Source organism: Streptomyces ziwulingensis (genome assembly GCF_039542605.1).
Lineage (GTDB): Bacteria > Actinomycetota > Actinomycetes > Streptomycetales > Streptomycetaceae > Streptomyces > Streptomyces ziwulingensis.
The window spans coordinates 130349-155763 of the sequence record NZ_BAABIG010000080.1 but is presented as its reverse complement, the minus strand read 5'-3'; the positions used below and the strand labels follow the sequence as shown (position 1 = coordinate 155763).

Genomic DNA, 25415 nt, shown 5'->3' with positions numbered 1-25415 from the left:
GGGGGACCCTGTGGGAGAGTAGGACGCCGCCGAACAATCATTCAAAGGGCTGGACCCGGAACTTCTGTTCCGGGTCCAGCCCTTTTTTGTTGTCCGTCACTTGGCGTTCACGTTCCGCGCCCACCATCGGCGTCATGGGTACTGCAGCAATGCTCAGGGCCGCAGGTGTCGGAGTCGGTGACGAGGTCATCGTGCCGGCCTTCGGGAACGTGGAGGTCGCCGCGGCGGTCGCGATGGCCGGTGCGCTGCCGGTCTTCGCGGACATAGACCCGGTGACCTACTGCCTCGATCCGTCGGCGGTCGAGGCCGCCGTCGGGCCGCGGACAGCCGCCGTCGTCGCCGTACACCGGTTCGGGCGGCCGGCCGACATGCGGCGACTGCTCGGGATCGGGGAGCGGCACGGACTGTTGGTGCTGCAAGAAGGCGAAACCGGGGCGCCGCACGACGAGATAGCACAGCGCAGGCAGCGAGCCGCGTACCTCGACGCCAAGCTCCGCGGGGTGCGCGCACCCGACGACGGCGACGGGCACACCTACCAGCAGTACGTGGTGCGGGTGCCCGGGAACGGGCGGCCGGACCGGGACGCCTTCGCCCGCGCCGTGCGCGGCCGCGGCGTCGACTGCCGGGTGCCGGTGAAGACCCCCGTGCACCGGCTGCCCGAGTTCCGCCGCTGCGTGACGCTGCCGGAGACCGAACGCGCCGCCGACCAGACGCTGGCGCTGCCGGTCGACGCCGCGCTCACCAAACGGGACATGCAGCGGATCGTGTCCGCGTGCAACTCGCTCGGAGGACTGCTCCAGCCCGCCTTCTGAGGCGGTTGGGAGCACGGGCCCCTTCGGGGTACTATTTCTCTCGTCGCCGCGAGGGAAACCTCGCAAAAGCGTGAGGCCCCCATAGCTCAGTCGGCAGAGCGTCTCCATGGTAAGGAGAAGGTCAACGGTTCGATTCCGTTTGGGGGCTCTGACAGAAAGGCCCCGCCCTGTTTCCCAGGGCGGGGCCTTTCGCGTTTCCCGGTGAGGCCGTCAGTCCTTCTGGGGCTCCGGGACCCGCATCGCCAGAATCGCCATGTCGTCGGAGGGCGCGTCCGACGCGAAACGCTCCACCGCGCGCATGATGCGGGCCGCCACCGCGCCGGCCGTCAGGCCGGTACAGGTCGTGAGGACGTCGGCGAGACCGTCGTCACCCAGCATGCGCGTGCCCTCGCGGCGCTCGGTGACGCCGTCCGTGACGCAGAGCAGGACATCCCCGGGATCGAGGGTGACCGTCTCCTCGTACAGCTCCAGGTCCTCGATGACGCCCAGGAGTGGCTGGGGCTCGGCGGCCGGTTCGACCGTGCCGTCCTGGCGCAGCCGCAAGGGGAGCGGATGACCGGCGCAGACCACCTTCAGTTCCGCGCTGCCGTCCTCCCGCGGGCGCAGCTCGCCGTACAGGAGGGTCAGGAAGCGGCTTCGGGCGCCCTCGTCGAGGATGGCGGAGTTGAGACGCTCCAGGACCGCGGGGCCGCTGAGTCCCTCGCGGGCCAGCAGGCGCAGGGCGTGCCGGGCCAGGCCCGTGACGGCCGCCGCGTTCGGGCCCGTACCGCAGACGTCGCCGATGGCGAAACCGTAGGCGCCGTCGCTGATGGGGAAGAGGTCGTAGAAGTCGCCGCCGACCTCGTTGCCCTCGCCGGCGGCGCGGTAGATGACCTCGACCTCGACGCCGTCGATCAAAGGCAGCTCCGGCGGCAGGAGGCTGCGCTGGAGGGCCTGGCTGATGGCCGTGCGCTCCGAGTACAGCCGGGCGTTGTCCAAGGCCAGGGCGGCGCGTCGGGAGAGGTCCTCGGCCAGCTCCAGGATCTCCTGGCGGAAGTGGTCGTCGGTGGGTTTACCGAGCGTCAGCATGCCGATCACGCGGTTGCGGGCAACCAGCGGGAGGACCACCGTCTCGCCGCCGACCGCCGCGGCCGTGGCGAGAGTCGGGCCGATCCCGGGGGTGACCTGACGGGTGTGGCTGCCGTTCAGGCCGAGGCTGCGCATCGAGGTGCGCAGCGCGGCCTGATGGGCCACCTCGGCCGGGGCCGACCAGACCCGGGCGCCCGGGGTCGGTACCGGATCGGGCGGATCCACCTTGGAGAGGAGGGACTTGATGCCGTCGATGAGGTCCTCGTCCTCGTGCAGGACATAGGAGAGGTAGGGCTCGGACGCCTGGTCGGCGATGGTGTAGACGGCGCACCAGGTGGCCAGCGTGGGGACCGTCATCTGAGCCATCAGGGCCAGCGTCTGGTCCCGGTCCAGGGTGCCCGCCAGCAGGTCCGATGCCTCCACCAGGAAGCTCAGCGAACCGCGGCGCAGCCGCTCCAGCTCGCCCAGGCGGGCCGACTCCACGGCCAGGGCGATCCGGTCGGCGGCGAACTGCAGGCGCAGCGCCTCCTCGTTGGAGTAGCGGCCCGCCCCCTCCGCGGCGACACCCAGGGAGCCGGTGAGGCGGCCCTCCACCTTGAGCGGGACGGTGACGACCGAGCGCATGCCCGTGCCGTTGAGGAGGGGGACGGCGCCCGGGACGGCCAGCAGGTCGTCGTGGACGGCGGGCATGCGGGCCGAGCCGTAACGGCCGGGACCGGCCTCCACGGGGACCCGGGCGAAGCGCTGGCGGGCGGAGGGCAGGCCGGTGGAGGCGCGCACCTCCAGCTCCGTCTCGTCGTCCGTGGCCAGGAGGAGGAAGGCGGCGTCGCCGTCGAGCATGTCGCGGGCCCGCTCGACCGTGCGCTGCAGCAGGCCGTCCAGGTCGTCCGGGGCGGGAGAGCCGATGAAGACCTCGAAGGGGTCGGCGCTCTGGCCGCCCTCCGAGGTGGCGCCCGTGTCGGCGGGAACGCGCAACGGGGTCTGCAGCACCGCCCGTTCGTGGTCGCGGACCAGGAGGCAGACCGTGGAGGGCTCGCCGCCGGTGTCGCGGACCCGCAGGTGGGAGGCGTAGACGGGCAGGACGCGGCCGTTGGCGCCGCGGATGCCGTAGCTGCCCTCCCAGCGGGAGAGGCGCAGGGCCTCGACGATGCCGGTGCTGGTGCCGGGGGTGTGCGGCCAGGCGGCGAGGTCGGTGAGCGGTTTGCCGGTGACCTGCTCGGCCGGGTAGCCGAAGAGTTCCTCGGCGTCCTCGTTCCAGGCGGTGATCGCGCCGGTGCGGTCGATCTGGACGACGGCCACCCGGACGCGGCCGTCCGCGAGCGGCAGGAGGTGGGCCGGGAGCGCGGGGCCGGCCGCGCGGGTGCCGACCGGGCGCTCGGGCAGGTTGAGTTGGAACCAGACCGTCTTGTGCGTCGGCGTGTACTCGACGCCCCAGCGGTCGGCCAGGGCCGCGCAGAGCTGGAGGCCGCGGCCGCCCTCCCGGTCGGGGCTGCCCATGTCGACGGCCGGGCCCTGGAGCGGAACCTCGCGCTCCGGGTAGTGGTCGGAGACCTCGATGCGTACGCCCTCGGTGCTGCGGAGGCAGACGACGTCGGCGGCGGTACCGGCGTGCACCACGGCGTTGGTGACGAGTTCGCTGGTCAGTACGACGGCGTCGTCGACGATGTCGGCGTGGCCCCAGCCCTGGAGGGTGTCCCGGACGAAGGACCGGGCGCCGGCGACCGATCGCCCGACGGGCTCGAAGCTGGCGGCCGCACGCGCGGTGGTCACAGAACTCCTCGTCCCTTTTTCTGCCTGCCCGGCCGGGTCGGCGCTCGGCTCCTGCCGCTGCTGCGGCAGACCGCCCGTCGGCTGAGGGTCCGGGGGAGGTCCCCCGGGGATCAGTCCGGTGGTCATCTGTCCGGCCGCCCCTTCGATGCCCGCTCGTCTCGTGCCACCGCCCAGGCCGGACGGACCGGCGTGGCTGGACAGCCGCTTGCAAGGTTACTTACCTTCGCCGTCCTGGCGGATGCCGGTCCGCAGTGTTTACGTCCGGAGGGTGTGCGGACGATGTGCGAAGCTGCCGAACTGTTATGGCCTGGTTCGGCCGGGGTGAAACACTGGGCAAGCTTCCGGTGAAGGTCCGGGCGGGCCGAGTGTCGACTGCGTACGACGGGCAGCAGCCCTGGAGGCGGTCCGGCGGACCGGCGGACCGGATCGGGAAGTGCGCGGCAGCACAGGAAGTACGCGGCAGTAACCGGTACGCCGAGAGGTAGTGGCCGGACACGGCAGTATCGGTCGACCCCTGCGGGAGGGACACAGTGGAGTCTGGCGCAGCGACGCGGGCCACGAAGACGCGCGCGAAAAGCGGACAGTCCCCGGACGGCCGGGGCAAGGGGCGGGGTGGTACCACCGCTGTGGACGCGGCTGCCCTGGACCGACTGCTGGTGGCACTGGTCTCGATGCGGGACGGGAACTTCCGCAAGCGCCTCACGGTCTCCGGGGACGGCGTGATGTCGGAGATCGCGGCGGTCTTCAACGAGGTGGCCGACCGCAATCTGCACCTCACGGGTGAGCTGGCGCGGGTGCGGCGCATGGTCGGGCGGGAGGGCAAGCTCACCGAGCGGCTGGAGACGGGGACCTGTGAGGGTTCCTGGGCGGCGGCGGTCGATCACTCCAACGCGCTCGTGGACGATCTGGTGCGGCCGGTCTCCGAGGTCGGCCGGGTCCTGTCGGCGGTGGCGGAGGGCGACCTGTCCCCGCGGATGGAGCTGCGGACGCAGGTGCCGGAGGGGGTCGGGCAGCCGCTGCGGGGCGAGTTCCTGAAGGTCGGGCGGACGGTGAACAATCTGGTCGACCAGTTGTCGACGTTCACCGACGAGGTCACCCGGGTGGCGAGCGAGGTGGGTACCGAGGGCAAGCTGGGCGGGCAGGCGCGGGTGCGCGGGATGTCCGGTTCGTGGAAGGACCTCACGGACTCGGTCAACACCATGGCGTACCGGCTGACGGCCCAGGTGCGGGACATCGCGCTGGTGACGACGGCGGTGGCCAAGGGCGATCTCTCCCGGAAGGTCACCGTGCACGTGGCCGGGGAGATGCTGGAACTGAAGAACACCGTCAACACGATGGTCGACCAGCTCTCCGCGTTCTCCTCGGAGGTCACGCGGGTCGCGCGGGAGGTGGGCACCGAGGGGGCGCTGGGCGGGCAGGCCCGGGTGCCGGGGGTGGCCGGCGTGTGGAAGGAGCTGACCGACTCGGTCAACACGATGGCCGGGAACCTGACCGCCCAGGTGCGCGGGATCGCCGAGGTGACGACGGCGGTCGCCAACGGTGATCTGTCGCGGAAGGTGACGGTGCCGGCCCGCGGCGAGGTCGCGCAGCTCGCCGAGACGATCAACCAGATGACCGAGACGCTGCGGATCTTCGCGGACGAGGTCACCCGGGTGGCGAACGAGGTCGGTGCCGAGGGACAGCTCGGCGGCCAGGCGAACGTGCCGGGTGCGGCGGGGACCTGGAAGGACCTGACCGACTCGGTGAACACCGTGTTCCGGAACCTGACCACGCAGGTGCGGGACATCGCGGCGGTGACGACGGCGGTGGCCAACGGTGACCTGTCGCAGAAGGTCACGGTGGACGTGGCCGGCGAGATGCTGGAGCTGAAGAACACGGTCAACACGATGGTGGACCAGCTCTCCTCGTTCGGTGCCGAGGTCACCCGGGTGGCGCGCGAGGTCGGTGTCGAGGGTGAGCTGGGCGGCCAGGCGCAGGTGCCGGGCGCCGCGGGGACCTGGAAGGACCTGACCGACTCGGTCAACACGGCCTTCAGGAACCTGACCGGGCAGGTGCGCAACATCGCCCAGGTGACGACGGCGGTGGCCAACGGCGATCTGTCGCAGAAGGTCACGGTGGACGTCTCCGGCGAGATGCTCCAACTGAAGAACACCGTGAACACCATGGTGGACCAGTTGTCGAGCTTCGCCGACCAGGTGACCCGGATGGCCCGGGACGTGGGCACGGAGGGCCGGCTCGGCGGGCAGGCGCGGGTGGACGGCGTCTCGGGCACGTGGAAGGAACTGACCGACTCCGTCAACTTCATGGCGGGAAACCTGACGTCCCAGGTGCGGCAGATCGCCCAGGTGACGACGGCGGTGGCCCGCGGTGACCTGTCGCAGAAGATCGACGTGGACGCGCGCGGGGAGATCCTGGAGCTGAAGAACACCATCAACACGATGGTGGACCAGCTCTCCTCGTTCGCCGAGCAGGTGACCCGGGTCGCCCGCGAGGTGGGCACGGAGGGCCGGCTCGGCGGCCAGGCCCAGGTGCCCGGCGTCGCCGGCGTGTGGCGCGACCTGACCGACTCGGTGAACGGCATGGCCGGAAACCTCACCGCCCAGGTGCGCAACATCGCGCAGGTCGCGACCGCGGTGGCCCGCGGTGACCTCTCCCAGAAGATCGACGTGGACGCGCGCGGAGAGATCCTGGAGCTGAAGAACACGCTGAACACGATGGTGGACCAGCTCTCGTCGTTCGCCGAGCAGGTGACCCGGGTGGCCCGTGAGGTGGGTACGGAGGGCATCCTCGGCGGGCAGGCCGAGGTGCAGGGCGTCTCCGGCACCTGGAAGGACCTCACCCAGTCCGTGAACGGCATGGCGAACAACCTGACCATGCAGGTGCGCAACATCGCCGAGGTCACGACGGCGGTCGCCAAGGGCGATCTGTCGAAGAAGATCACGGTCGACGCCAAGGGCGAGATCCTCGAACTGGTCACCACCGTGAACACGATGGTCGACCAGCTCTCGTCGTTCGCCGAGCAGGTCACGCGGGTGGCCCGCGAGGTGGGCACCGAGGGCATCCTGGGCGGCCAGGCCAACGTGCCCGGCGTGGTGGGCATCTGGAAGGACCTCAACGACAACGTCAACCTGATGGCGAAGAACCTGACCGTCCAGGTGCGGAACATCTCCCAGGTGGCCGCGGCCGTCGCCAACGGTGACCTGACGCGGACGGTGACGATCGAGGCGCGCGGCGAGGTCGCGCAGCTCGCCGACACCTTCAACACCATGGTGCGTACCCTGCGGTCCTTCGCCGACCAGGTCACCAAGGTGGCCCGCGAGGTCGGCACCGACGGCATCCTCGGCGGTCAGGCGCAGGTCCCGGGGGTGGCCGGCACCTGGAAGGACCTCACCGAGTCGGTGAACCAGATGGCGTCCAACCTGACCGGTCAGGTGCGCAACATCGCCATGGTCACCACCGCCATCGCCAAGGGTGATCTGACCAAGAAGATCGACATCGACGCGCGCGGCGAGATCCTGGAGCTGAAGACGACCATCAACACGATGGTGGACCAGCTCTCCTCGTTCGCCGAGGAGGTCACCCGGGTGGCCCGCGAGGTGGGCACGGAGGGGCAGCTCGGCGGTCAGGCGCGGGTGCGGGACGTGGACGGCACCTGGCGGGACCTGACCGAGTCGGTGAACGAGATGGCCGGGAACCTGACCCGGCAGGTGCGGGCGATCGCACGCGTGGCGACCGCGGTGACGCGCGGCGACCTGAACCTGAAGATCGACGTGGACGCCTCGGGGGAGATCTCCGAGCTGCAGGACTACATCAACAAGATGATCGCCAACCTGCGCGACACCACGATCGCCAACAAGGAGCAGGACTGGCTCAAGGGCAACCTCGCCCGGATCTCCGCGCTGATGCAGGGCCGGCGCGACCTCCAGGACGTGGCCTCGCTGATCATGAGCGAGCTGACTCCGGTGGTCTCCGCGCAGCACGGCGCGTTCTTCCTGACCAGGCCGCTCGCCGACGGCAAGGAGTCGGCACACTCGCGGGAGGACCAGTACGAACTGCGCATGCTGGGCTCGTACGGCTACTCGATGGGGTCGATGCCGACCTCGTTCCGGCCGGGGGAGGCGCTGGTCGGGACGGCCGCGCAGGAGAAGCGCACGATCCTGGTGGAGAACGCGCCCAGCGGCTATCTGAAGATCTCCTCCGGGCTCGGCGAGGCGCCGCCCGCGCAGGTGATCGTGTTGCCGGTGCTCTTCGAGGGGAAGGTGCTCGGGGTCATCGAACTGGCCTCCTTCACCCCGTTCACGCAGATCCAGCGGGACTTCCTCAACCAGATCGCCGAGATGATCGCGACCAGCGTCAACACCATCTCGGTCAACACCAAGACCGAGGTGCTGCTGAAGCAGTCGCAGGAGCTGACCGAGCAGCTCAGGGACCGGTCGGAGGAGTTGGAGCAGCGGCAGAAGGCGCTCCAGGCGTCCAACGCCGAACTGGAGGAGAAGGCCGAGCTGCTGGCCCAGCAGAACCGTGACATCGAGGTGAAGAACACCGAGATCGAGGAGGCGCGGCAGGTCCTGGAGGAGCGTGCCGAGCAGCTCGCGGTGTCGATGCGCTACAAGAGCGAGTTCCTCGCCAACATGTCGCACGAGCTGCGTACGCCGCTGAACTCGCTGCTGATCCTGGCCAAGTTGCTCGCCGACAACGCCGAGGGGAACCTCTCCCCGAAGCAGGTGGAGTTCGCCGAGACCATCCACGGGGCCGGGTCCGACCTGCTCCAGCTCATCAACGACATCCTGGACCTGTCGAAGGTCGAGGCGGGCAAGATGGACGTCTCGCCGACGCGTATCGCGCTGGTCCAGCTCGTGGACTACGTGGAGGCCACCTTCCGGCCGCTGACCGCGGAGAAGGGGCTGGACCTGTCGGTGCGGGTCTCGCCGGAGCTGCCCGCCACCCTCCACACCGACGAGCAGCGGCTGCTCCAGGTGCTGCGCAACCTGCTGTCGAACGCGGTGAAGTTCACCGACTCCGGTTCGGTCGAGCTGGTGATCCGGCCCGCGCGGGACGACGTCCCGAACCGGATCCGCGAGCAGTTGCTGGAGGCCGGTTCGCTGACCGAACCGGGCGGCGAGCTGATCGCCTTCTCGGTGACCGACACCGGGATCGGGATCGCGGCCGGCAAGATGAGGGTGATCTTCGAGGCGTTCAAGCAGGCCGACGGCACCACCAGCCGCAAGTACGGCGGTACGGGCCTCGGGCTGTCGATCTCGCGGGAGATCGCCCAGTTGCTCGGCGGAGAGATCTACGCGCAGAGCGAGCCGGGGCGCGGCTCGACGTTCACGCTCTACCTGCCGCTGCGCCTGAACGAGCTGCCGTCGCAGGGCTATCAGCAGCCGGTGGCCGCGCTGGAGGCGGGCGACCCGATGGGGTCCGCACCGGCCGAGCCCGGTCTCGACGAGCGGGCCGAGGTCCGGGCGCAGCGGCCGGCCGAGGCGAAGCCGTACCAGGAGACGCAGGACGGCTCCGCGACGCTGTTCCGGCGCCGCCGCAGGGCCCTGCCGGAGGTCGAGTCGCGGCCGGCGCCGCAGGAGTCGTGGCAGACCGCGGCGGAGCAGGAGCCGGCGCCGCGGTCCTTCCGCGGGGTCCGGTTCGGCGGCGAGAAGGTGCTGATCGTCGACGACGACATCCGCAACGTGTTCGCGCTCACCAGCGTGCTGGAGCAGCACGGTCTGTCGGTGCTCTACGCCGAGAACGGGCGGGAGGGCATCGAGGTGCTGGAGCAGCACGAGGACGTGGCGGTCGTCCTGATGGACATCATGATGCCGGAGATGGACGGGTACGCGACGACGACGGCGATCCGCCGGATGCCCCAGTTCGCGGGGCTGCCCATCGTCGCGCTGACCGCCAAGGCGATGAAGGGCGACCGGGAGAAGGCGCTCGAGTCCGGTGCCTCGGACTACGTGACCAAGCCGGTCGACCCCGATCACCTGCTGACGGTGATGGACCAGTGGATGCGGGGGGCGTAGGCGTCGGCTTCCGGCGGGCGTGCGAAGGTGGTGTGGACGAGCGTGACGGAACCTTCGGGGTCCGCGCCGAGTTGCCGGCCCGGTGTGCCCGGGGCCGTGTACAAGTGCGGGAAACGGGGAACCTTCTGGTCCCCCGCCGCGTTTCCGCTACGTGCACAGTGACATCACGGTGACAGGGTGTGGCGACAGGCGGGGTGCGGCTACGATGACCGGCACGAGGACGGGCGGCGCAAGGGAGTCGCCTTCCGGGGCGGCACCCGCCGGTGCTTCCCCAGGTCCTGCGGACAGGGGAGGCCCCAAGCCGGGGCGAGGAGGGCGGGCCATGGTGCAGAAGGCCAAGATCCTCCTGGTCGATGACCGGCCGGAGAATCTGCTGGCGCTGGAGGCGATCCTCTCGGCGCTCGATCAGACGCTGGTGCGGGCATCGTCCGGGGAGGAAGCGCTCAAGGCGCTGCTCACGGACGACTTCGCGGTCATTCTGCTGGACGTCCAGATGCCGGGAATGGACGGTTTCGAGACCGCCGCGCACATCAAGCGGCGGGAGCGGACCCGGGACATCCCCATCATCTTCCTCACCGCGATCAACCACGGACCGCACCACACCTTCCGCGGTTACGCGGCGGGCGCGGTGGACTACATCTCCAAGCCGTTCGACCCCTGGGTGCTGCGCGCCAAGGTCTCCGTCTTCGTCGAGCTGTACATGAAGAACTGTCAGCTCCGGGAGCAGGCGTCGCTGCTGCGGCTCCAGTTGGAGGGCTCGGGCGGCCGGGCCGCCGGCGACGAGACCAAGGAGTCGGCGGGGCTGCTCGCCGAACTGTCGGCGCGACTGGCGGCCGTCGAGGAGCAGGCCGAGGCACTGTCCAAGCAGCTCAGCGACGAGTCGACGGACGCCGCCGCGGTGGCCACGGCGGCGCACCTGGAGCGCAAGCTGACCGGGCTGCGGCGCGCCCTGGACGCGCTGGAGCCGGGCTCCGACGGTCAGAGCGCGGCCAACTGACACCCCGTGGGCGGGATGTCGTATCCGCCCGTGGTGTCCGCCCCGCCGGGACGCGCGCGGGCTGTGACCGGCGGTCCCGCGGCGCCCTGCGCGCGTGCATCCGGGTCGGCTTCGGTGGCGCGAGCGCCGTTTTCCGGAGCTTCGGCACGGGCGAGGCGAAAGCTCTGGGACGGGCGACACGAACGGGTGAAGCGGTAGGCACAGGTGTCCGTCGCCGTCTCCACCGGTAATCTCCCACCTATGGCCTCACGTCCCTCCGCAGCCAAGAAGCAGCCCGCGAAGAAGGTGGCTCCCGCGAAGGCTCCGGCGAGGAAGGCCGTGGCGAAGAAGGCACCGCCGAGGAAGGCGCCGCCCGCCAGGAAGGCGGTGGCGAAAAGGCCCGCGCCCCGGCCGGCGGTGAGCCCCACCGGGGGCGTACTCCGCCTCGTACGCGCCGTCTGGCTGGGCCTGGCGCACGCCGTCGGCGCCGTGTTCCGCGGCATAGGGCAGGGCGCCAGGAACCTCGACCCGGCCCACCGCAAGGACGGCGTCGCCCTGCTGCTGCTCGCCATGGCCCTGATCGTCGCCGCCGGCACCTGGGCCGACCTCAAGGGCCCCGTCGGCGACCTGGTCGAGATCCTGGTCACCGGCGCCTTCGGCCGGCTCGACCTGCTGGTGCCGATCCTGCTCGGCGCCGTCGCGGTGCGCTTCATCCGCCACCCGGAGCAACCCGAGGCCAACGGGCGGATCGTCATCGGCCTCTCCGCGCTCGTCATCGGCGTGCTCGGCCAGGTCCACATCGCCTGCGGCTCGCCCGCGCGGGACCACGGCATGCAGGCCATACGGGACGTCGGCGGCCTCATCGGCTGGGCCGCGGCGACCCCGCTGTCGTACACGATGACCGATGTGCTGGCGGTGCCGCTCCTGGTGCTGCTCACCGTCTTCGGCCTGCTCGTGGTCACCGCCACGCCCGTCAACGCCATCCCGCAGCGGCTGCGGCTGCTCGGGGTGCGGCTCGGACTGGTCAGCGATCCCGAACCGCTGGAGACGTTCGACGACGAGCGCTACGACGAGCAGTGGCGCGAGGCGCTGCCCGCGCGCCCCCGCAGGCGCGGCGGGCCCGCCGTCGAGGCGTACGACCCCGAGGACGCCGAGCAGGAGGCGCTCACCCGGCGCCGTGGCCGCCCCCGGCGGTCCGCCGCGCCGCAGCCCGGCATGGACCGCCCCAGGGACGCCGTGGACGTCGCCGCCGCGGCCGCCGCCGCGCTCGACGGCGCGGTGCTGCACGGGATGCCCCCGTCGCCGCTGGTCGCCGACCTCACTCAGGGCGTGAGCGCGGGGGACCGGGAGTCGACGACCCCGACGCCGGTGCCGGCGGCGCGGCCCCAGCCGGGCAGACTCAAGCAGGAACGGCTCGTCGAGGACCGCACGAAACCGGCCGTGCCCGACCTCACCAAGACCCCGCTGCCCCAGGAGCGCGAGCTGCCGCCGCGCGCCGAGCAGCTCCAGCTCTCCGGCGACATCACCTACTCCCTGCCGGCGCTCGACCTCCTCACGCGCGGGGGACCGGGCAAGGCGCGCAGTGCCGCCAACGACGCCATAGTGGAGTCGCTGACCACCGTCTTCACCGAGTTCAAGGTCGACGCCCGGGTCACCGGCTTCACGCGCGGGCCGACGGTCACGCGGTACGAGGTGGAACTCGGCCCCGCCGTGAAGGTCGAGCGGATCACCGCGCTGACCAAGAACATCGCGTACGCCGTCGCCAGCCCGGACGTGCGGATCATCAGCCCGATCCCCGGCAAGTCCGCGGTCGGCATCGAGATCCCCAACACCGACCGGGAGATGGTCAACCTCGGTGACGTGCTCCGGCTCGCGGAGTCCGCGGAGGACGACGACCCGATGCTGGTCGCCTTCGGCAAGGACGTCGAGGGCGGCTACGTCATGCACTCGCTGGCGAAGATGCCGCACATGCTGGTCGCCGGCGCCACCGGCTCCGGCAAGTCGTCCTGCATCAACTGCCTCATCACCTCGATCATGATGCGGGCGACGCCCGAGGACGTCCGGATGATCCTGGTCGACCCCAAGCGGGTCGAGCTGACCGCCTACGAGGGCATCCCGCACCTGATCACGCCGATCATCACCAACCCCAAGCGGGCCGCCGAGGCGCTGCAGTGGGTCGTACGGGAGATGGACCTCCGCTACGACGACCTCGCCGCCTACGGCTACCGGCACATCGACGACTTCAACCGCGCTGTGCGCGAGGGCAGGGCCAAGCCGCCCGAGGGCAGTGAGCGCGAGCTGCAGCCGTACCCGTATCTGCTGGTGATCGTGGACGAGCTGGCCGACCTGATGATGGTGGCGCCCCGGGACGTCGAGGACTCCATCGTGCGCATCACGCAGCTCGCGCGCGCGGCCGGCATCCACCTGGTGCTCGCCACCCAGCGGCCCTCGGTCGACGTCGTCACCGGCCTGATCAAGGCGAACGTGCCCTCACGGCTCGCCTTCGCCACCTCCTCGCTCGCCGACTCCCGGGTCATCCTCGACCAGCCGGGAGCGGAGAAGCTGATCGGCAAGGGCGACGGGCTGATGCTGCCGATGGGCGCCAACAAGCCGACGCGTATGCAGGGCGCCTTCGTGACCGAGGAGGAGGTCGCGGTCGTCGTCCAGCACTGCAAGGATCAGATGGCGCCGGTCTTCCGGGACGACGTCACCGTCGGCACCAAGCAGAAGAAGGAGATCGACGAGGACATCGGCGACGACCTCGACCTGCTGTGCCAGGCGGCCGAACTGGTCGTCTCCACGCAGTTCGGCTCCACCTCGATGCTCCAGCGCAAACTGCGCGTCGGCTTCGCCAAGGCGGGGCGGCTGATGGACCTCATGGAGTCGCGGAACATCGTCGGACCCAGCGAGGGCTCGAAGGCGCGTGACGTTCTTGTGAAACCTGACGAACTGGACGGAGTGCTGGCCGTGATCCGGGGGGAGTCTGAAGGGTAGGGAACCGGGTACGACGACCGCCGGCCGGACCGGATGCGACAACCGGGCAACCGGAAACCGTCGTGACGCTTCCGTGAGCGATCACCGGGCAACCGTTTCCCCTCGGCGCACGTCAAGTTGAGGACAGCGAAGAACAGCAGTTCCGCCATGGGCCCGCAGGCCATTCCGATGGCGTAAAGGTCCCACCGCCCGGTTGCCCCACCCGTTCGCACCCCCCCTAGACTGAACGTCCAGCACAGGCGGCTAAACGCTCGAAAGGCGCCCCCGTGTCCATCGGCAATTCCCCTGAAGACGAGCGTCCGTTCGAAGACGTGTCGGAAGACGTTTCTGAGGAAGCCCGCCCCTCCATCGGTCGTACTCTGCGGCAGGCGCGGATCGCCGCCGGGAAGACCGTCGACGACATCAGCAGCGCCACCCGGGTCCGTATCGCCATCGTGCACGCCATCGAGTCCGACGACTTCGCCCCCTGCGGCGGTGACGTCTACGCCCGAGGACACATCCGCACCCTGGCCAGGGCCGTCGAACTCGACCCCGCCCCGCTGATCGAGCAGTACGACGCCGGACACGGCGGGCGCCCCTCCCCGACCCCGGCCGCACCCATGTTCGAGGCGGAGCGCATCCGGCCCGAGCGGCGCGGGCCGAACTGGACCGCCGCCATGGTCGCCGCGATCGTCGCGGTGATCGGCTTCGTCGGCTTCACCATGGTCAACGGCGGGGACGACGGAGGGTCCGACGCCACCGTGGCCGAGGGGTCCACCCCGGCCGCGAGCAAGTCCGCCCCCGCCAAGGACAAGAAGCCCGCCGACCCCAAGCCCGACCCGACCGAAAGCGCCATCGCCGCGGCCCCGCAGGACAAGGTGACCGTGCAGGTCAACGCCACCGACGGCCGTAGCTGGATCTCCGCCAAGGACCACAACGGCGCGCTGCTCTTCGACGGGCTGCTCGACCAGGGCGACACCAAGACCTTCCAGGACGACGAGAAGGTCGACCTCGTCCTCGGTGACGCCGGGTCGATCCAGCTCCACGTCAACGGCAAGAAGATCGAGGACGAGTTCCAGCCGGGATCGGTCGAGCGGCTGACGTACACGAAGGGCGATCCCGTGGTCGGCTGAGGCCCGCCGGGAGTTCGGCCGAGCCGGCTCGGACGAGTGTTCCGGGTGGGCTCCGGGCGGGCCACGGGTGGGGCGTCGGGGACCGGAGTGGCCCGACGGGACGGGGCCGGCCGGGATCGGGCAACCCCGTCGACTCGGGCTGTCGGCGGGACGAAGTAGTCTTGAGCCCATGCCTGAACGCCGTACCGTCGCACTGGTCACCCTTGGCTGCGCCCGTAACGAGGTGGACTCGGAGGAGCTCGCAGGCCGTCTGGAGGCGGACGGCTGGCAGCTCGTGCAGGATGCCGAGGACGCCGACGTCGCCGTGGTGAACACGTGCGGCTTCGTGGAGGCCGCCAAGAAGGACTCCGTCGACGCCCTGCTGGAGGCGAACGACCTCAAGGGCCATGGCAGAACCCAGGCCGTGGTGGCGGTGGGCTGCATGGCCGAGCGGTACGGCAAGGAACTGGCCGAGGCGCTCCCCGAGGCCGACGGCGTGCTCGGTTTCGACGACTACTCCGACATCTCCGACCGGCTCCAGACGATCCTCAACGGCGGCATCCACGCCGCGCACACCCCGCGCGACCGGCGCAAGCTGCTGCCGATCAGCCCTGCCGAGCGGCAGGAGGCGGGCGCCGCCGTCGCGCTCCCCGGCCACGGCCCGACCGATCTCCCCGAGGGGCTCGCTCCGGCCTCGGGTCCCCGGGCACCGCTCCGCCGCCGCCTGGACGGTTCCCCGGTGGCCTCGGTGAAGCTCGCCTCCGGCTGCGACCGGCGCTGCACCTTCTGCGCCATCCCCTCCTTCCGCGGCTCCTTCATCTCGCGCCGCCCGAGCGACGTGCTGAACGAGACCCGGTGGCTGGCCGAGCAGGGCGTCAAGGAGATCATGCTGGTCTCCGAGAACAACACCTCCTACGGCAAGGACCTCGGCGACATCCGCCTGCTGGAGTCCCTGCTGCCGGAGCTGGCCGAGGTCGACGGCCTGGAGCGGGTCCGCGTCAGCTACCTCCAGCCGGCCGAGATGCGCCCCGGACTGATCGACGTCCTCACCTCGACGCCCAAGGTCGCCCCGTACTTCGACCTGTCCTTCCAGCACTCCGCGCCCGACGTGCTGCGCGCGATGCGCCGCTTCGGCGACACCGACCGCTTCCTGGAACTGCTCGACACCATCCGGAGCAAGGCGCCCCAGGCGGGCGTGCGCTCCAACTTCATCGTGGGCTTCCCCGGTGAGTCCGAGGCCGACCTCGCCGAGCTGGAGCGCTTCCTGAACCACGCGCGGCTGGATGCCATCGGCGTCTTCGGGTACTCCGACGAGGAAGGCACCGAGGCGGCCGGCTACGACCGCAAGCTGGACGAGGACGTGGTCGCCGAGCGGCTGGCCCGGGTCGCCCGGCTGGCCGAGGAACTCGTCTCGCAGCGCGCCGAGGAGCGCGTCGGCGAGTCCGTGCACGTGCTCGTGGAGTCCGTGGACGAGGCGGAGGGTGTGTTCGGCCGGGCCCTGCACCAGGCCCCCGAGACGGACGGCCAGGTGCTGCTCACGAGCGGCGAAGGTCTGACTGTCGGTCGTATGGTCGAGGCGAAGGTGATCGGTACGGAAGGTGTCGACCTGGTGGCCGAGCCGCTCGACGGCTCGCTCGTGTGGACCGAGGAGGCGGGCAGATGACCGGAGCACCGGCGTCCGCGGCGGGCGGCCCCTCCGGCGCGCGGCGGGCCGGGCCGCCTACGGCACCGGGTTCCGGGCCGGGTGCGGGACCGGATGTGGTGCCGGGCGCGGGGGAGCGTGCGGACCGGGTACGGCAGGCCGAGCGGGTGCGGCGTGCGGAGCGGGTCGAGCGGGCGGACGTGAGCGACGGCGACGTCGCGCGGGTCGCCTCCGGGGTCCGGGACGGGGACCGGAACCGGGGTGGGGACGGGAAAAGGGACGGGGACCGGAACAGGGGCGGGGGCGGGGAAGCCGCCGGGCGGGGTGCGGTGCCGCGTGGCGGGAAGATCACCGCTGCCGCCGTCAACCAGGCCAGTGTCTGGAACGTCGCCAACCTTCTGACGATGCTGCGGCTGATCCTGGTGCCGGCGTTCGTCGCGCTGATGCTCGGCAACGGCGGGCACGACCCGGCGTGGCGCTCGTTCGCCTGGGCGTCCTTCGCCGTCGCCATGATCACCGACCTCTTCGACGGCCACCTGGCACGCACCTACAACCTCGTCACCGACTTCGGGAAGATCGCCGACCCCATCGCCGACAAGGCGATCATGGGGGCGGCGCTGATCTGTCTCTCCGCCCTTGACGATCTGCCGTGGTGGGTGACGGCCGTGATCCTCGGCCGGGAGATCGGCATCACCCTGATGCGTTTCCTGGTCATCCGGTACGGCGTCATCCCGGCCAGCCGCGGCGGCAAGCTCAAGACCCTCACCCAGGGAGTGGCCGTCGGCATGTACGTGCTGGCGCTCACCGGGCCCCTGGCGACCCTGAGGTTCTGGGTGATGGCCGTGGCCGTCGTCCTGACCGTGGCGAGCGGGCTGGACTACGTGAAACAGGCCATTGTGCTGCGCAGAGAGGGAATCGCCGAACGCCGGGCGGCGCTGAGAGGGACGGACGCTTGAGCGCCGAGGCGACCGAGGTGGTGAGACTACTGACGGTGAGGGGCCAGACCCTCGCCGTCGCCGAGTCGCTGACCGGCGGCCTGGTCGCCGCCGACCTCACCTCGGTCCCCGGGGCCTCCAAGGTGTTCCGGGGGTCGGTGACGGCGTACGCCACCGCGCTCAAGCATGAGCTGCTCGGTGTCGACGCCGCCCTGCTGGCGTCGCGAGGAGCGGTGGACCCGCAGGTCGCGGCCGAGATGTCGGCCGGTGTACGGGGCGCGCTGGGCGCGGACTGGGGCATCGCCACGACCGGCGTCGCCGGCCCGGAGCCCCAGGACGGACAACCCGTCGGGACGGTCTTCGTGGCGGTCCGCGGGCCGTCCGGGACGGCCACCGGTTCTGCCTCTGGCGGAAAAGTGCAGGCCCTGCGGTTGAACGGTGACCGTACGGAAATCCGTAGGGAGAGTGTACGGAGCGTACTCGCGCTGCTCCTCGGGGAGCTGGCGGGCGAACAGACCGGGAATGAGCGGGCACAGGATACGGAACAGAACGGGGGGTTTTGATGTTTGCAGCCCTGAGTGAACACGACATCGCTCCCCGCACGGCCGCGGCGCGAGGCGGTACGGTGGGGCGTGAAGGATGCGGCTACGCGGTCCGAGGAGGGAGCCACCGATGATTCTGCTCCGTCGCCTGCTGGGTGACGTGCTGCGTCGGCAGCGCCAGCGCCAGGGCCGTACTCTGCGCGAAGTCTCCTCGTCCGCCCGAGTCTCACTCGGCTATCTCTCCGAGGTGGAGCGGGGGCAGAAGGAGGCTTCTTCAGAGCTGCTCTCCGCCATCTGCGACGCGCTGGACGTACGGATGTCCGAGCTGATGCGGGAAGTGAGCGACGAACTCGCCCTCGCCGAGCTGGCCCAGTCCGCTGCGGCCACCCCCGGCGGAACCGTTCCCACACCGGTCCGTCCGATGCTGGGTTCCGTGTCGGTGGCCGGTGTGCCACCGGAACGGGTGACGATCAAGGCGCCTGCCGAAGCGGTGGACGTCGTCGCCGCCTGAGTGACGCCATTCGCGTGGGTACGTTCGCGTGCGCCGTTCGCGTGGGTATGAGGCCCCGGCCGGGGCTGCTCCGGGACTCGGAGCGGCGTGGTCGGGGTTTCCGCATGTTCGGGGGTGTCCTGGGGCGTCCGGGGGGGGCCGGGGAGGGCCGGGGAGGGCGTCCGAGGGGGGTGGGTGTGGCGGGTGGTCGGGGTGGTGCGCGTGGTGTGCGTTTGCCGGTGCCGGGTGGTGCGGTCATCGTGGAGGGACATGACGGGGGGCAGCCGACGGAGGTGCGGATGTACGTCGTGAAGAGCCCGTTGTCCGACGCGAACCTGAAGACCGTGTCCGAGGCGCTGCAGGGCGCCCTCGTCGATCTGGTGGACCTGGCGCTGGTGGCCAAGCAGATCCACTGGAACGTCGTCGGACCCCGGTTCCGGTCCGTGCACCTGCAGCTCGACGAGGTCGTGGCCACCGCGCGCGCCCACTCCGACACCGTGGCCGAGCGGGCCGCCGCCTTGGGCGTCCCGCCCGACGGACGCGCCGCGACCGTCGCGGTCGGCAGCGGCATCGGCATCACGCCGGAGGGCTGGGTCGACGACTCGGCCGCGGTGGGATCGATCGTGGAGGCGCTGGGCGCCGTGATCACGCGGATGCGGGAGCGGATCGCGGCCACCGGTGATCCTGATCCGGTCACCCAGGACACCTTCATCCAGGTCACGGCCGATCTTGAGAAGCAGCACTGGATGTTCCAGGCCGAGAACGGGTGAGCCGGGTCCTCCCGGGGGACACGCCGCGGGCCGGAGGTGACGGGCCGTGCCGGGGCGGATAGCGCGCCGGGGGGCCGTGCTGGGGCTCGGCGTGGTGTGGTGGATCGCCGTGCTGCGGCTGGCGCTGGCTCCGGAGGGGGCCGGAGCGCTGGAGGGGGCCGTGGCGAGCGGCGGGTGGGGGCTGAGCCTGCTGCCGGTGCACTGCGTGGCGAGGGAGCGGGCGGCGGGCGCGCTCGCGAGTGGGCGGTGGCGGCGGGCGTGGCGCGGGAGCGGCCCCGAGGGAGCGTCTCCGCGTGCGCCGGGCCGGCACGTCTCCGGGGCCGTGGAGCCCTAACGGACCGTGCGGGGGCGGTGATGGCCTCCGGTGGGTGCGGTGGTGGGCGGGACGGGGCCCTGCTGACAGGCCGGGCACCAGTACGTGAGGCGGTCGCCGGTGCCGTCGCCCTGGTCGGCCACGCGGATCGGCGTGCCGCAGCGCAGACAGGGGCGGGGCGCGCGGCCGTACACGAACAGGTCGGGGCCTCTGCGTCCGGTGGTGGTGCGGCCGCTGGGGGTGCGGGCCGTGGCGTCGCGGCCCGGTCCGCTGCGGCCGGTGGTGTTACGGGTCGGGCGGTCGCGGTTGGCCTCCAGGAGCCGCTTGGCGAGCGCGGGAAGCGCGGCCGCGCGGTCGGCGGGCAGGTCGCCCACGGGGAGCCATGGGGTGAGGCCGAGGAGGAAGCAGAGCTCGCACTTGTACACGTTGCCGATGCCGGCCAGGTTGCGCTGGTCGAGCAGGGCCTCGCCGAGGGGGCGGGAGGGGGCCGCCAGAAGGTTCGACAGGGCTCGTTCGGGATCCCAGTCAGGGCCCAGCAGATCCGGTCCGAGGTGCCCGACGGCGCGGTCCTCGTCGTCGGTGCGCAACAGCTCCACGACCGGCAGGCGGTAGCCGACGGCGGTGCGGTCGGCGGTGCCGAGGATCACGCGGATCTGGTGGGAGGGGCCGCCGGTCCAGCGCGCGCCCGGCGCGAACACCTTCCAGGAGCCGTCCATCCGGAGGTGGGTGTGCAGGGTCAGGCCGCCCTCGATCCGGGTGAGCAGGTGCTTCCCCCGCGGGGTGACGTCCAGGACCGTACGGCCGGTGAGGTCCACGGTGGCGTACTGGGGGACGCGGAAGTCGGTGAGGGTGAGCACCTGACCGGCGAGGGCGGCGTGCAGCCGTTTCGTGGCCTGCCAGACCGTGTCTCCTTCGGGCATGGGTCAAGAGTGGCACGCGCGGGGGCCCGGGCGCTCGGGCGCCTCACGCGCGCAGCCGCAGTCCGCGCGGTGTGGCGATGAAGCCGGCCGTCTCCAGGAGCGTGCCGAAGGGGGAGGTGAGGGCGGAGGCGCCGTTGACGCGTTCCACCGTGACCGTGCCGAGGGAACCCGCGCGTGCGGCCGCGGCGAGCGCCTCGGCGGCCGCTCGCAGTCGGGGGTCGTCGGCGGCCGGCTCGTCGGGCTGGGCGGGCCAGGCCAGGACTGTCCTGCCGCCGCGCTCCATGTAGAGCACCAACTCCCCGTCGAGCAGCACCACCAGGGAGCCCGCTTTGCGGCCGGGTTTGTGCCCGGCGCCGGTCGGTGGCTCGGGCCACGCGAGGGCCGCCCCGTAGGCGTTCGCCGGGTCGGCCGCGGCGAGGACGACGGCTCGTGAGGCGGCGGAGGGGCGGTCGCGGTGGCGGGGGCGGCCGGAGCCGTACGCGCTTCGGCCGGGTCCGCCGCGCTGGAAACCGTCGCCGGCGGGGGCGCCGGAGCGAGGGCCGCCGGCGCCCAGGGAGCCGAAGCCCTGGGGATCGACGTGGTCGCCCGGTGAGAACGGGAAGTCGAGGGCGCCGGTGGTGGACGAACCGGCCGGGGCGGCCGGGATGACAGGGGCGGCGAACTCGGTGTCGAGGGCGGGGAAGGAACCTGGAGGAAAGCCGTCGGCGGAAGTCCGGGCCGCCCAGGGGTCGTCGGAGCCGGAGCCGGAGCCGGAGCCGGTTCCGGAGCTGGACCCGGCGCCGGGGCCCGGGAGGCTCTCGCCGCGTTCGCGGGCGTTGGCCGCCGCGCGGAGGCGGTCCACGGCGCCGTCCATCGCGAACTGTGCCGCGCCCAGACCCTCCACCACATAGCCGCGGCGGGCCTGACCGGTCTCCTCGAACGCCGACAGGACGCGGTACACCGCGGAGAAGCCGCCCTCGACGCCCTCCGCGGCGACGGCGCCCCGGGTCACCACCCCGTGCCGGTCCAGGAGCGTACGGGCCAGGGCGTGGGCCCGTACCGTGGCGTCACCCTCCCGGGCGGGCAGCAGGGACCAGCGGCCGGCGACGGTCGGTGGCCCCGCACGGGAGGCGGAGCGGGCCGCGGCCGTGAGCGAGCCGTAACGCCCGCGGGGCACCGCGCGCTTGGCGCGGTGCGCGGTGGAGCCGGCGGTGCGGCCCGAGCCCAGGTAGGAGCGCAGGGGGGTGAGCGTGTCGTTGGTCAGCAGCCCCGACCAGGCCAGCTCCCACAGGGCGTCCGCCAGTTGCGGGTCGGTCGCCGCGGGGTGGGTGGTGGCGCGGACCTGGTCGGCGATCTGACGGAAGAAGAGCCCGTAGCCGCCGGAGAGGGTGTCCAGGACCGCCTGGTGGAGGGCGGTCGTCTCCAGGGGGTGCGGGGGCGGCAGGAGCAGCGGGGCCGCGTCCGCGAGGTAGAGGGAGAGCCAGCCGTCCTTGCCGGGGAGGGAGCCCGCCCCCGCCCACACCACCTCTCCGGCGGCGGTCAGCTCGTCGAGCATGGCCGGGGTGTAGTTCGCCACGCGTGTGGGCAGGACCAGCCTCTCCAGGGCGGAGGCGGGTACCGACGCGCCCTGCAGTTGCTCGACGGCGCGCACCAGACCGTCGACGCCGCGCAGCGCGTGGCCCTTGCCGATGTGCTGCCACTGGGGCAGGAACTGGGCGAGGGCGGCCGGGGACACCGGTTCCAGTTCGTGCCGCAGTGCGGCCAGGGAGCGGCGGCGCAACCGTCGCAGCACCGTCGCGTCGCACCACTCCTGGCCGATCCCGGCGGGATGGAACTCGCCCTGCACGACCCGGCCCGCCGCCGCGAGCCGTTGCAGGGCGCCCTCGGTGACGGCCACGCCCAGACCGAAGCGGGCGGCGGCGGTGGCCGAGGTGAACGGGCCGTGGGTGCGGCCGTAGCGGGCCAGGAGATCGCCGAGCGGGTCCTTGACCGGTTCGGTGAAGGCTTCCGGGACTCCGACGGGCAGCGCCGTGCCCAGCGCGTCACGGAGTCTGCCCGCGTCCTCGATCGCCGCCCAGTGGTCGGCGCCGGAGATCCGGACCCTGATCGCACGGCGGGCGCGGGCCAGCTCCTCGGCCCACTGCGGTTCGGCGCCCCGCTCGGCCAGCTCGGCGTCGGTCAGCGGACCGAGCAGCCGCAGGACGTCCGCGATCCCCTCCATGTCCTTGACCCGGCGGTCCTCGGTGAGCCACTGCAGCTCGCGCTCCAGCTCGGTCAGCACCTCGGCGTCGAGCAGCTCGCGCAGCTCCGCCTGGCCCAGCAGCTCGGCCAGCAGCCGGGAGTCGAGCGACAGGGCGGCGGCGCGGCGCTCGGCGAGCGGCGAGTCACCCTCGTAGAGGAACTGGGCCACGTAGCCGAAGAGCAGGGAACGGGCGAACGGGGACGGCTCCGGGGTGGTGACCTCCACCAGGCGGACCCGGCGCGCCTCCAGATCCCCCATCAGCTCGACGAGACCGGGAACGTCGAAGACGTCCTGGAGGCATTCACGGACCGCTTCCAGCACGATCGGGAACGAGCCGAACTCGCTCGCCACCTCCAGCAACTGGGAGGCGCGCTGGCGCTGCTGCCACAACGGGGTGCGTCTGCCGGGGCTGCGGCGCGGCAGCAGCAGCGCACGGGCCGCGCACTCCCGGAACCGGGACGCGAACAGGGCCGAGCCGCCCACCTGGTCGGTGACCACCTGCTCGACCTCGCCCTTGTCGAAGACGACGTCGCCCGCGCCGATCGGAGCCTTGTCCGCGTCGTACTCGGTACCGGACTTCGCCGGTTCCCGGTCGAGCAGGTCCAGGCCCATCAGGTCGGCGTCCGGCAGCCGGAGCACGATGCCGTCGTCGGCGTGCATGACCTGCGCGTCCATGCCGTACCGCTCGGACAGCCGGGCGGCGAGGGCCAGCGCCCAGGGGGCGTGCACCTGTGCGCCGAAGGGGGAGTGGACCACCACCCGCCAGTCGCCCAGCTCGTCGCGGAAGCGCTCCACGACGATGGTGCGGTCGTCCGGGATGTGGCCCGCCGCCTCCCGCTGTTCGTCGAGGTAGGCCAGTACGTTGTCCGCGGCCCAGGTGTCCAGGCCGGCGGCGCGGAGCCGCAGCCGGGCGGCGTCCTTGGACAGGGCGCCGACCTCGCGCAGGAAGGCGCCGAGCGCGCGGCCCAGCTCCAGGGGGCGGCCGAGCTGGTCGCCCTTCCAGAACGGGAGCCGGCCCGGGACGCCGGGCGCGGGGGAGACCAGGACGCGGTCGCGCGTGATGTCCTCGATGCGCCAGGAGCTGGTGCCGAGCGTGAAGACGTCCCCCACGCGTGACTCGTACACCATCTCCTCGTCCAGTTCGCCGACCCGGCCGCCGCCCTTCTTGGGATCGGCTCCGGCCAGGAAGACGCCGAACAGGCCGCGGTCGGGGATCGTGCCGCCCGAGGTGACGGCGAGGCGCTGCGCGCCCGGACGGCCGGTGACCGTGCCGGCGACGCGGTCCCACACCACGCGTGGGCGCAGCTCGGCGAAGGCGTCGGACGGGTAGCGGCCCGCCAGCATGTCCAGGACGGCGGTGAACGCCGACTCCGGGAGCGAGGCGAACGGGGCGGCGCGGCGGACCGTGGTGAGCAGGTCGTCGACCTGCCAGGTGTCCAGGGCGGTCATGGCCACGAGCTGCTGGGCGAGGACGTCCAGCGGGTTGGCGGGGACCTTCAGGGATTCGATGGCGCCGGTGCGCATCCGTTCGGTGACCACGGCGGCCTGGACGAGGTCGCCGCGGTACTTCGGGAAGACCACGCCGGTGGAGACCGCGCCGACCTGGTGGCCGGCGCGTCCGACGCGCTGGAGGCCGGAGGCCACGGAGGGCGGTGACTCCACCTGGATGACGAGGTCGACCGCGCCCATGTCGATGCCCAGCTCCAGGCTGGAGGTGGCGACCACGGCGGGCAGCCGGCCCGCCTTGAGGTCCTCCTCGACCAGGGCGCGCTGCTCCTTGGAGACCGAGCCGTGGTGGGCGCGGGCGATCACGGCCGGGGCGCCCTGGGCGGCCCCCGAACCGCCCATCAGCTCGGCCGGGGAGTGGTGTTCGTCCAGGGGCTCGCCCGTCGCCCGTTCGTACGCGATCTCGTTGAGCCTGTTGCACAGGCGTTCGGCCAGGCGGCGGGAGTTGGCGAAGACGATCGTCGAGCGGTGGGACTGGACCAGGTCGGTGATCCGCTCCTCGACGTGCGGCCAGATCGACGGGCGTTCCGCACCCTCGTTGCCGTCGGCCACGGGGGAGCCGCCCAGCTCGCCGAGGTCCTCGACCGGGACGACGACGGAGAGGTCGAACTCCTTGCCGGAGGCCGGCTGGACCACCTCCGCCTTGCGCCGGGGGGAGAGATAGCGGGCGATCTCGTCGACGGGGCGGACCGTCGCGGAGAGGCCGATGCGGCGCGCGGGCCGGGGCAGCAGCTCGTCCAGCCGCTCCAGGGAGAGCGCCAGATGGGCTCCGCGCTTGGTGCCGGCGACCGCGTGCACCTCGTCGAGGATCACCGTCTCCACGCCGGTCAGCGCGTCACGCGTGGCGGACGTCAGCATCAGGAAGAGGGACTCGGGCGTGGTGATCAGGATGTCCGGCGGGCGGATGGAGAGCGCGCGGCGTTCGGCCGGCGGGGTGTCGCCGGAGCGGATGCCGACCTTGATCTCGGGCTCGGGCAGGCCGAGGCGGACCGACTCCTGGCGGATGCCGGTCAGGGGGCTGCGGAGGTTGCGCTCCACGTCGACCGCGAGGGCCTTGAGGGGGGAGACGTAGAGGACGCGGCAGCGCTTCCTGGGGTCGGCGGGCGGGGGTGAGGAGGCGAGTTGGTCCAGGGCCGCGAGGAAGGCGGCCAGGGTCTTTCCGGAGCCGGTGGGGGCGACCACCAGGACGTCCGAGCCCTCGCCGATCGCCTTCCACGCACCGGCCTGGGCGGCGGTGGGCGCGGAGAAGGCTCCCGTGAACCAGCCGCGGGTCGCGGGGGAGAAGCCGTCCAGGGCTCGGTTGGCGCTGACCATGCGTCCATCCTGCACCCCGGCACTGACAATCGGC

General features: G+C 71.9%; 14 protein-coding genes and 1 tRNA gene. 12 read left to right on the top strand and 3 right to left on the bottom strand.

Annotated features, from left to right (window positions below; genetic code table 11):
• Positions 1–149 precede the first annotated feature (149 nt).
• Both ABEB00_RS31110 and ABEB00_RS31105 read left to right on the top strand, forming a co-directional pair.
• On the top strand, positions 150–812 hold the full coding sequence (locus ABEB00_RS31110) for a DegT/DnrJ/EryC1/StrS family aminotransferase (RefSeq protein WP_345624002.1): 663 nt from the start codon (positions 150–152) through the stop codon (positions 810–812).
• A gap of 75 nt (positions 813–887) precedes the next feature.
• Positions 888–960 (top strand) — tRNA-Thr (locus tag ABEB00_RS31105).
• Between the two features lie 62 nt (positions 961–1022).
• Here ABEB00_RS31105 and ABEB00_RS31100 read toward each other — a convergent pair.
• Entirely contained in the window at positions 1023–3776 is a 2754-nt protein-coding gene (locus tag ABEB00_RS31100) for a SpoIIE family protein phosphatase (RefSeq protein WP_345623995.1), read from the bottom strand.
• Between the two features lie 404 nt (positions 3777–4180).
• Between ABEB00_RS31100 and ABEB00_RS31095 the strand changes: the two genes are divergently transcribed.
• The 10 genes from ABEB00_RS31095 to ABEB00_RS31050 all read left to right on the top strand — a co-directional run bounded on the left by ABEB00_RS31095 (position 4181) and on the right by ABEB00_RS31050 (position 19441).
• Entirely contained in the window at positions 4181–9667 is a 5487-nt protein-coding gene (locus ABEB00_RS31095; RefSeq protein WP_345623994.1) for a HAMP domain-containing protein, read from the top strand.
• A gap of 322 nt (positions 9668–9989) precedes the next feature.
• Positions 9990–10664 (top strand): response regulator, encoded by a 675-nt coding sequence (locus ABEB00_RS31090; protein WP_345623992.1) that lies wholly within the window; start codon positions 9990–9992, stop codon positions 10662–10664.
• 240 nt (positions 10665–10904) lie between these two features.
• Positions 10905–13637, top strand: coding sequence for a DNA translocase FtsK (locus ABEB00_RS31085; RefSeq protein ID WP_345623990.1), 2733 nt, complete (start codon positions 10905–10907; stop codon positions 13635–13637).
• Between the two features lie 266 nt (positions 13638–13903).
• Entirely contained in the window at positions 13904–14749 is an 846-nt protein-coding gene (locus ABEB00_RS31080; protein WP_345623988.1) for a helix-turn-helix domain-containing protein, read from the top strand.
• A 169-nt stretch (positions 14750–14918) separates the two neighbouring features.
• Entirely contained in the window at positions 14919–16391 is a 1473-nt protein-coding gene (gene rimO, locus ABEB00_RS31075; RefSeq protein WP_345623987.1) for a 30S ribosomal protein S12 methylthiotransferase RimO, read from the top strand.
• Positions 16388–17326, top strand: coding sequence for a CDP-diacylglycerol--glycerol-3-phosphate 3-phosphatidyltransferase (gene pgsA / locus ABEB00_RS31070; RefSeq protein WP_345623985.1), 939 nt, complete (start codon positions 16388–16390; stop codon positions 17324–17326). Before rimO ends, pgsA begins: the two co-directional genes overlap by 4 nt.
• Complete coding sequence (locus tag ABEB00_RS31065; RefSeq protein WP_345623983.1) at positions 17323–17868, top strand: CinA family protein; 546 nt, start codon at positions 17323–17325, stop codon at positions 17866–17868. Before pgsA ends, ABEB00_RS31065 begins: the two co-directional genes overlap by 4 nt.
• Before the next feature lie 109 nt (positions 17869–17977).
• Complete coding sequence (locus ABEB00_RS31060; protein ID WP_345623981.1) at positions 17978–18358, top strand: helix-turn-helix domain-containing protein; 381 nt, start codon at positions 17978–17980, stop codon at positions 18356–18358.
• A 278-nt stretch (positions 18359–18636) separates the two neighbouring features.
• Positions 18637–19107, top strand: coding sequence for a Dps family protein (locus ABEB00_RS31055; RefSeq protein ID WP_345623980.1), 471 nt, complete (start codon positions 18637–18639; stop codon positions 19105–19107).
• Between the two features lie 46 nt (positions 19108–19153).
• The gene (locus ABEB00_RS31050) at positions 19154–19441 is read left to right on the top strand and encodes a hypothetical protein (RefSeq protein ID WP_345623979.1); all 288 of its coding nucleotides are present in this window, start codon (positions 19154–19156) and stop codon (positions 19439–19441) included.
• On the opposite strand, the gene ABEB00_RS31045 is transcribed toward ABEB00_RS31050, so the two are convergent.
• On the bottom strand, positions 19438–20340 hold the full coding sequence (locus ABEB00_RS31045; protein ID WP_345623978.1) for an Fpg/Nei family DNA glycosylase: 903 nt from the start codon (positions 20338–20340) through the stop codon (positions 19438–19440). The two genes, ABEB00_RS31050 and ABEB00_RS31045, sit on opposite strands and share 4 nt — an antisense overlap.
• 43 nt (positions 20341–20383) lie before the next feature.
• A complete protein-coding gene (locus ABEB00_RS31040; RefSeq protein WP_345623977.1) occupies positions 20384–25381 on the bottom strand; it encodes an ATP-dependent helicase in 4998 nt (1665 codons plus the stop codon).
• Between the last annotated feature and the right edge of the window lie 34 nt (positions 25382–25415).

Excerpts from the sequence above, each read along its gene's own strand:
- ABEB00_RS31055 (WP_345623980.1), top strand. The coding sequence starts at position 18,637 with ATGTACGTCGTGAAGAGCCCGTTGTCCGACGCGAACCTGAAGACCGTG.
- ABEB00_RS31110 (WP_345624002.1), top strand. The coding sequence starts at position 150 with ATGCTCAGGGCCGCAGGTGTCGGAGTCGGTGACGAGGTCATCGTGCCG.
- pgsA (WP_345623985.1), top strand. The coding sequence starts at position 16,388 with ATGACCGGAGCACCGGCGTCCGCGGCGGGCGGCCCCTCCGGCGCGCGG.
- ABEB00_RS31060 (WP_345623981.1), top strand. The coding sequence starts at position 17,978 with ATGATTCTGCTCCGTCGCCTGCTGGGTGACGTGCTGCGTCGGCAGCGC.
- rimO (WP_345623987.1), top strand. The coding sequence starts at position 14,919 with ATGCCTGAACGCCGTACCGTCGCACTGGTCACCCTTGGCTGCGCCCGT.
- ABEB00_RS31045 (WP_345623978.1), bottom strand. The coding sequence starts at position 20,340 with ATGCCCGAAGGAGACACGGTCTGGCAGGCCACGAAACGGCTGCACGCC.
- ABEB00_RS31100 (WP_345623995.1), bottom strand. The coding sequence starts at position 3,776 with ATGACCACCGGACTGATCCCCGGGGGACCTCCCCCGGACCCTCAGCCG.
- ABEB00_RS31090 (WP_345623992.1), top strand. The coding sequence starts at position 9,990 with ATGGTGCAGAAGGCCAAGATCCTCCTGGTCGATGACCGGCCGGAGAAT.
- ABEB00_RS31085 (WP_345623990.1), top strand. The coding sequence starts at position 10,905 with ATGGCCTCACGTCCCTCCGCAGCCAAGAAGCAGCCCGCGAAGAAGGTG.
- ABEB00_RS31040 (WP_345623977.1), bottom strand. The coding sequence starts at position 25,381 with ATGGTCAGCGCCAACCGAGCCCTGGACGGCTTCTCCCCCGCGACCCGC.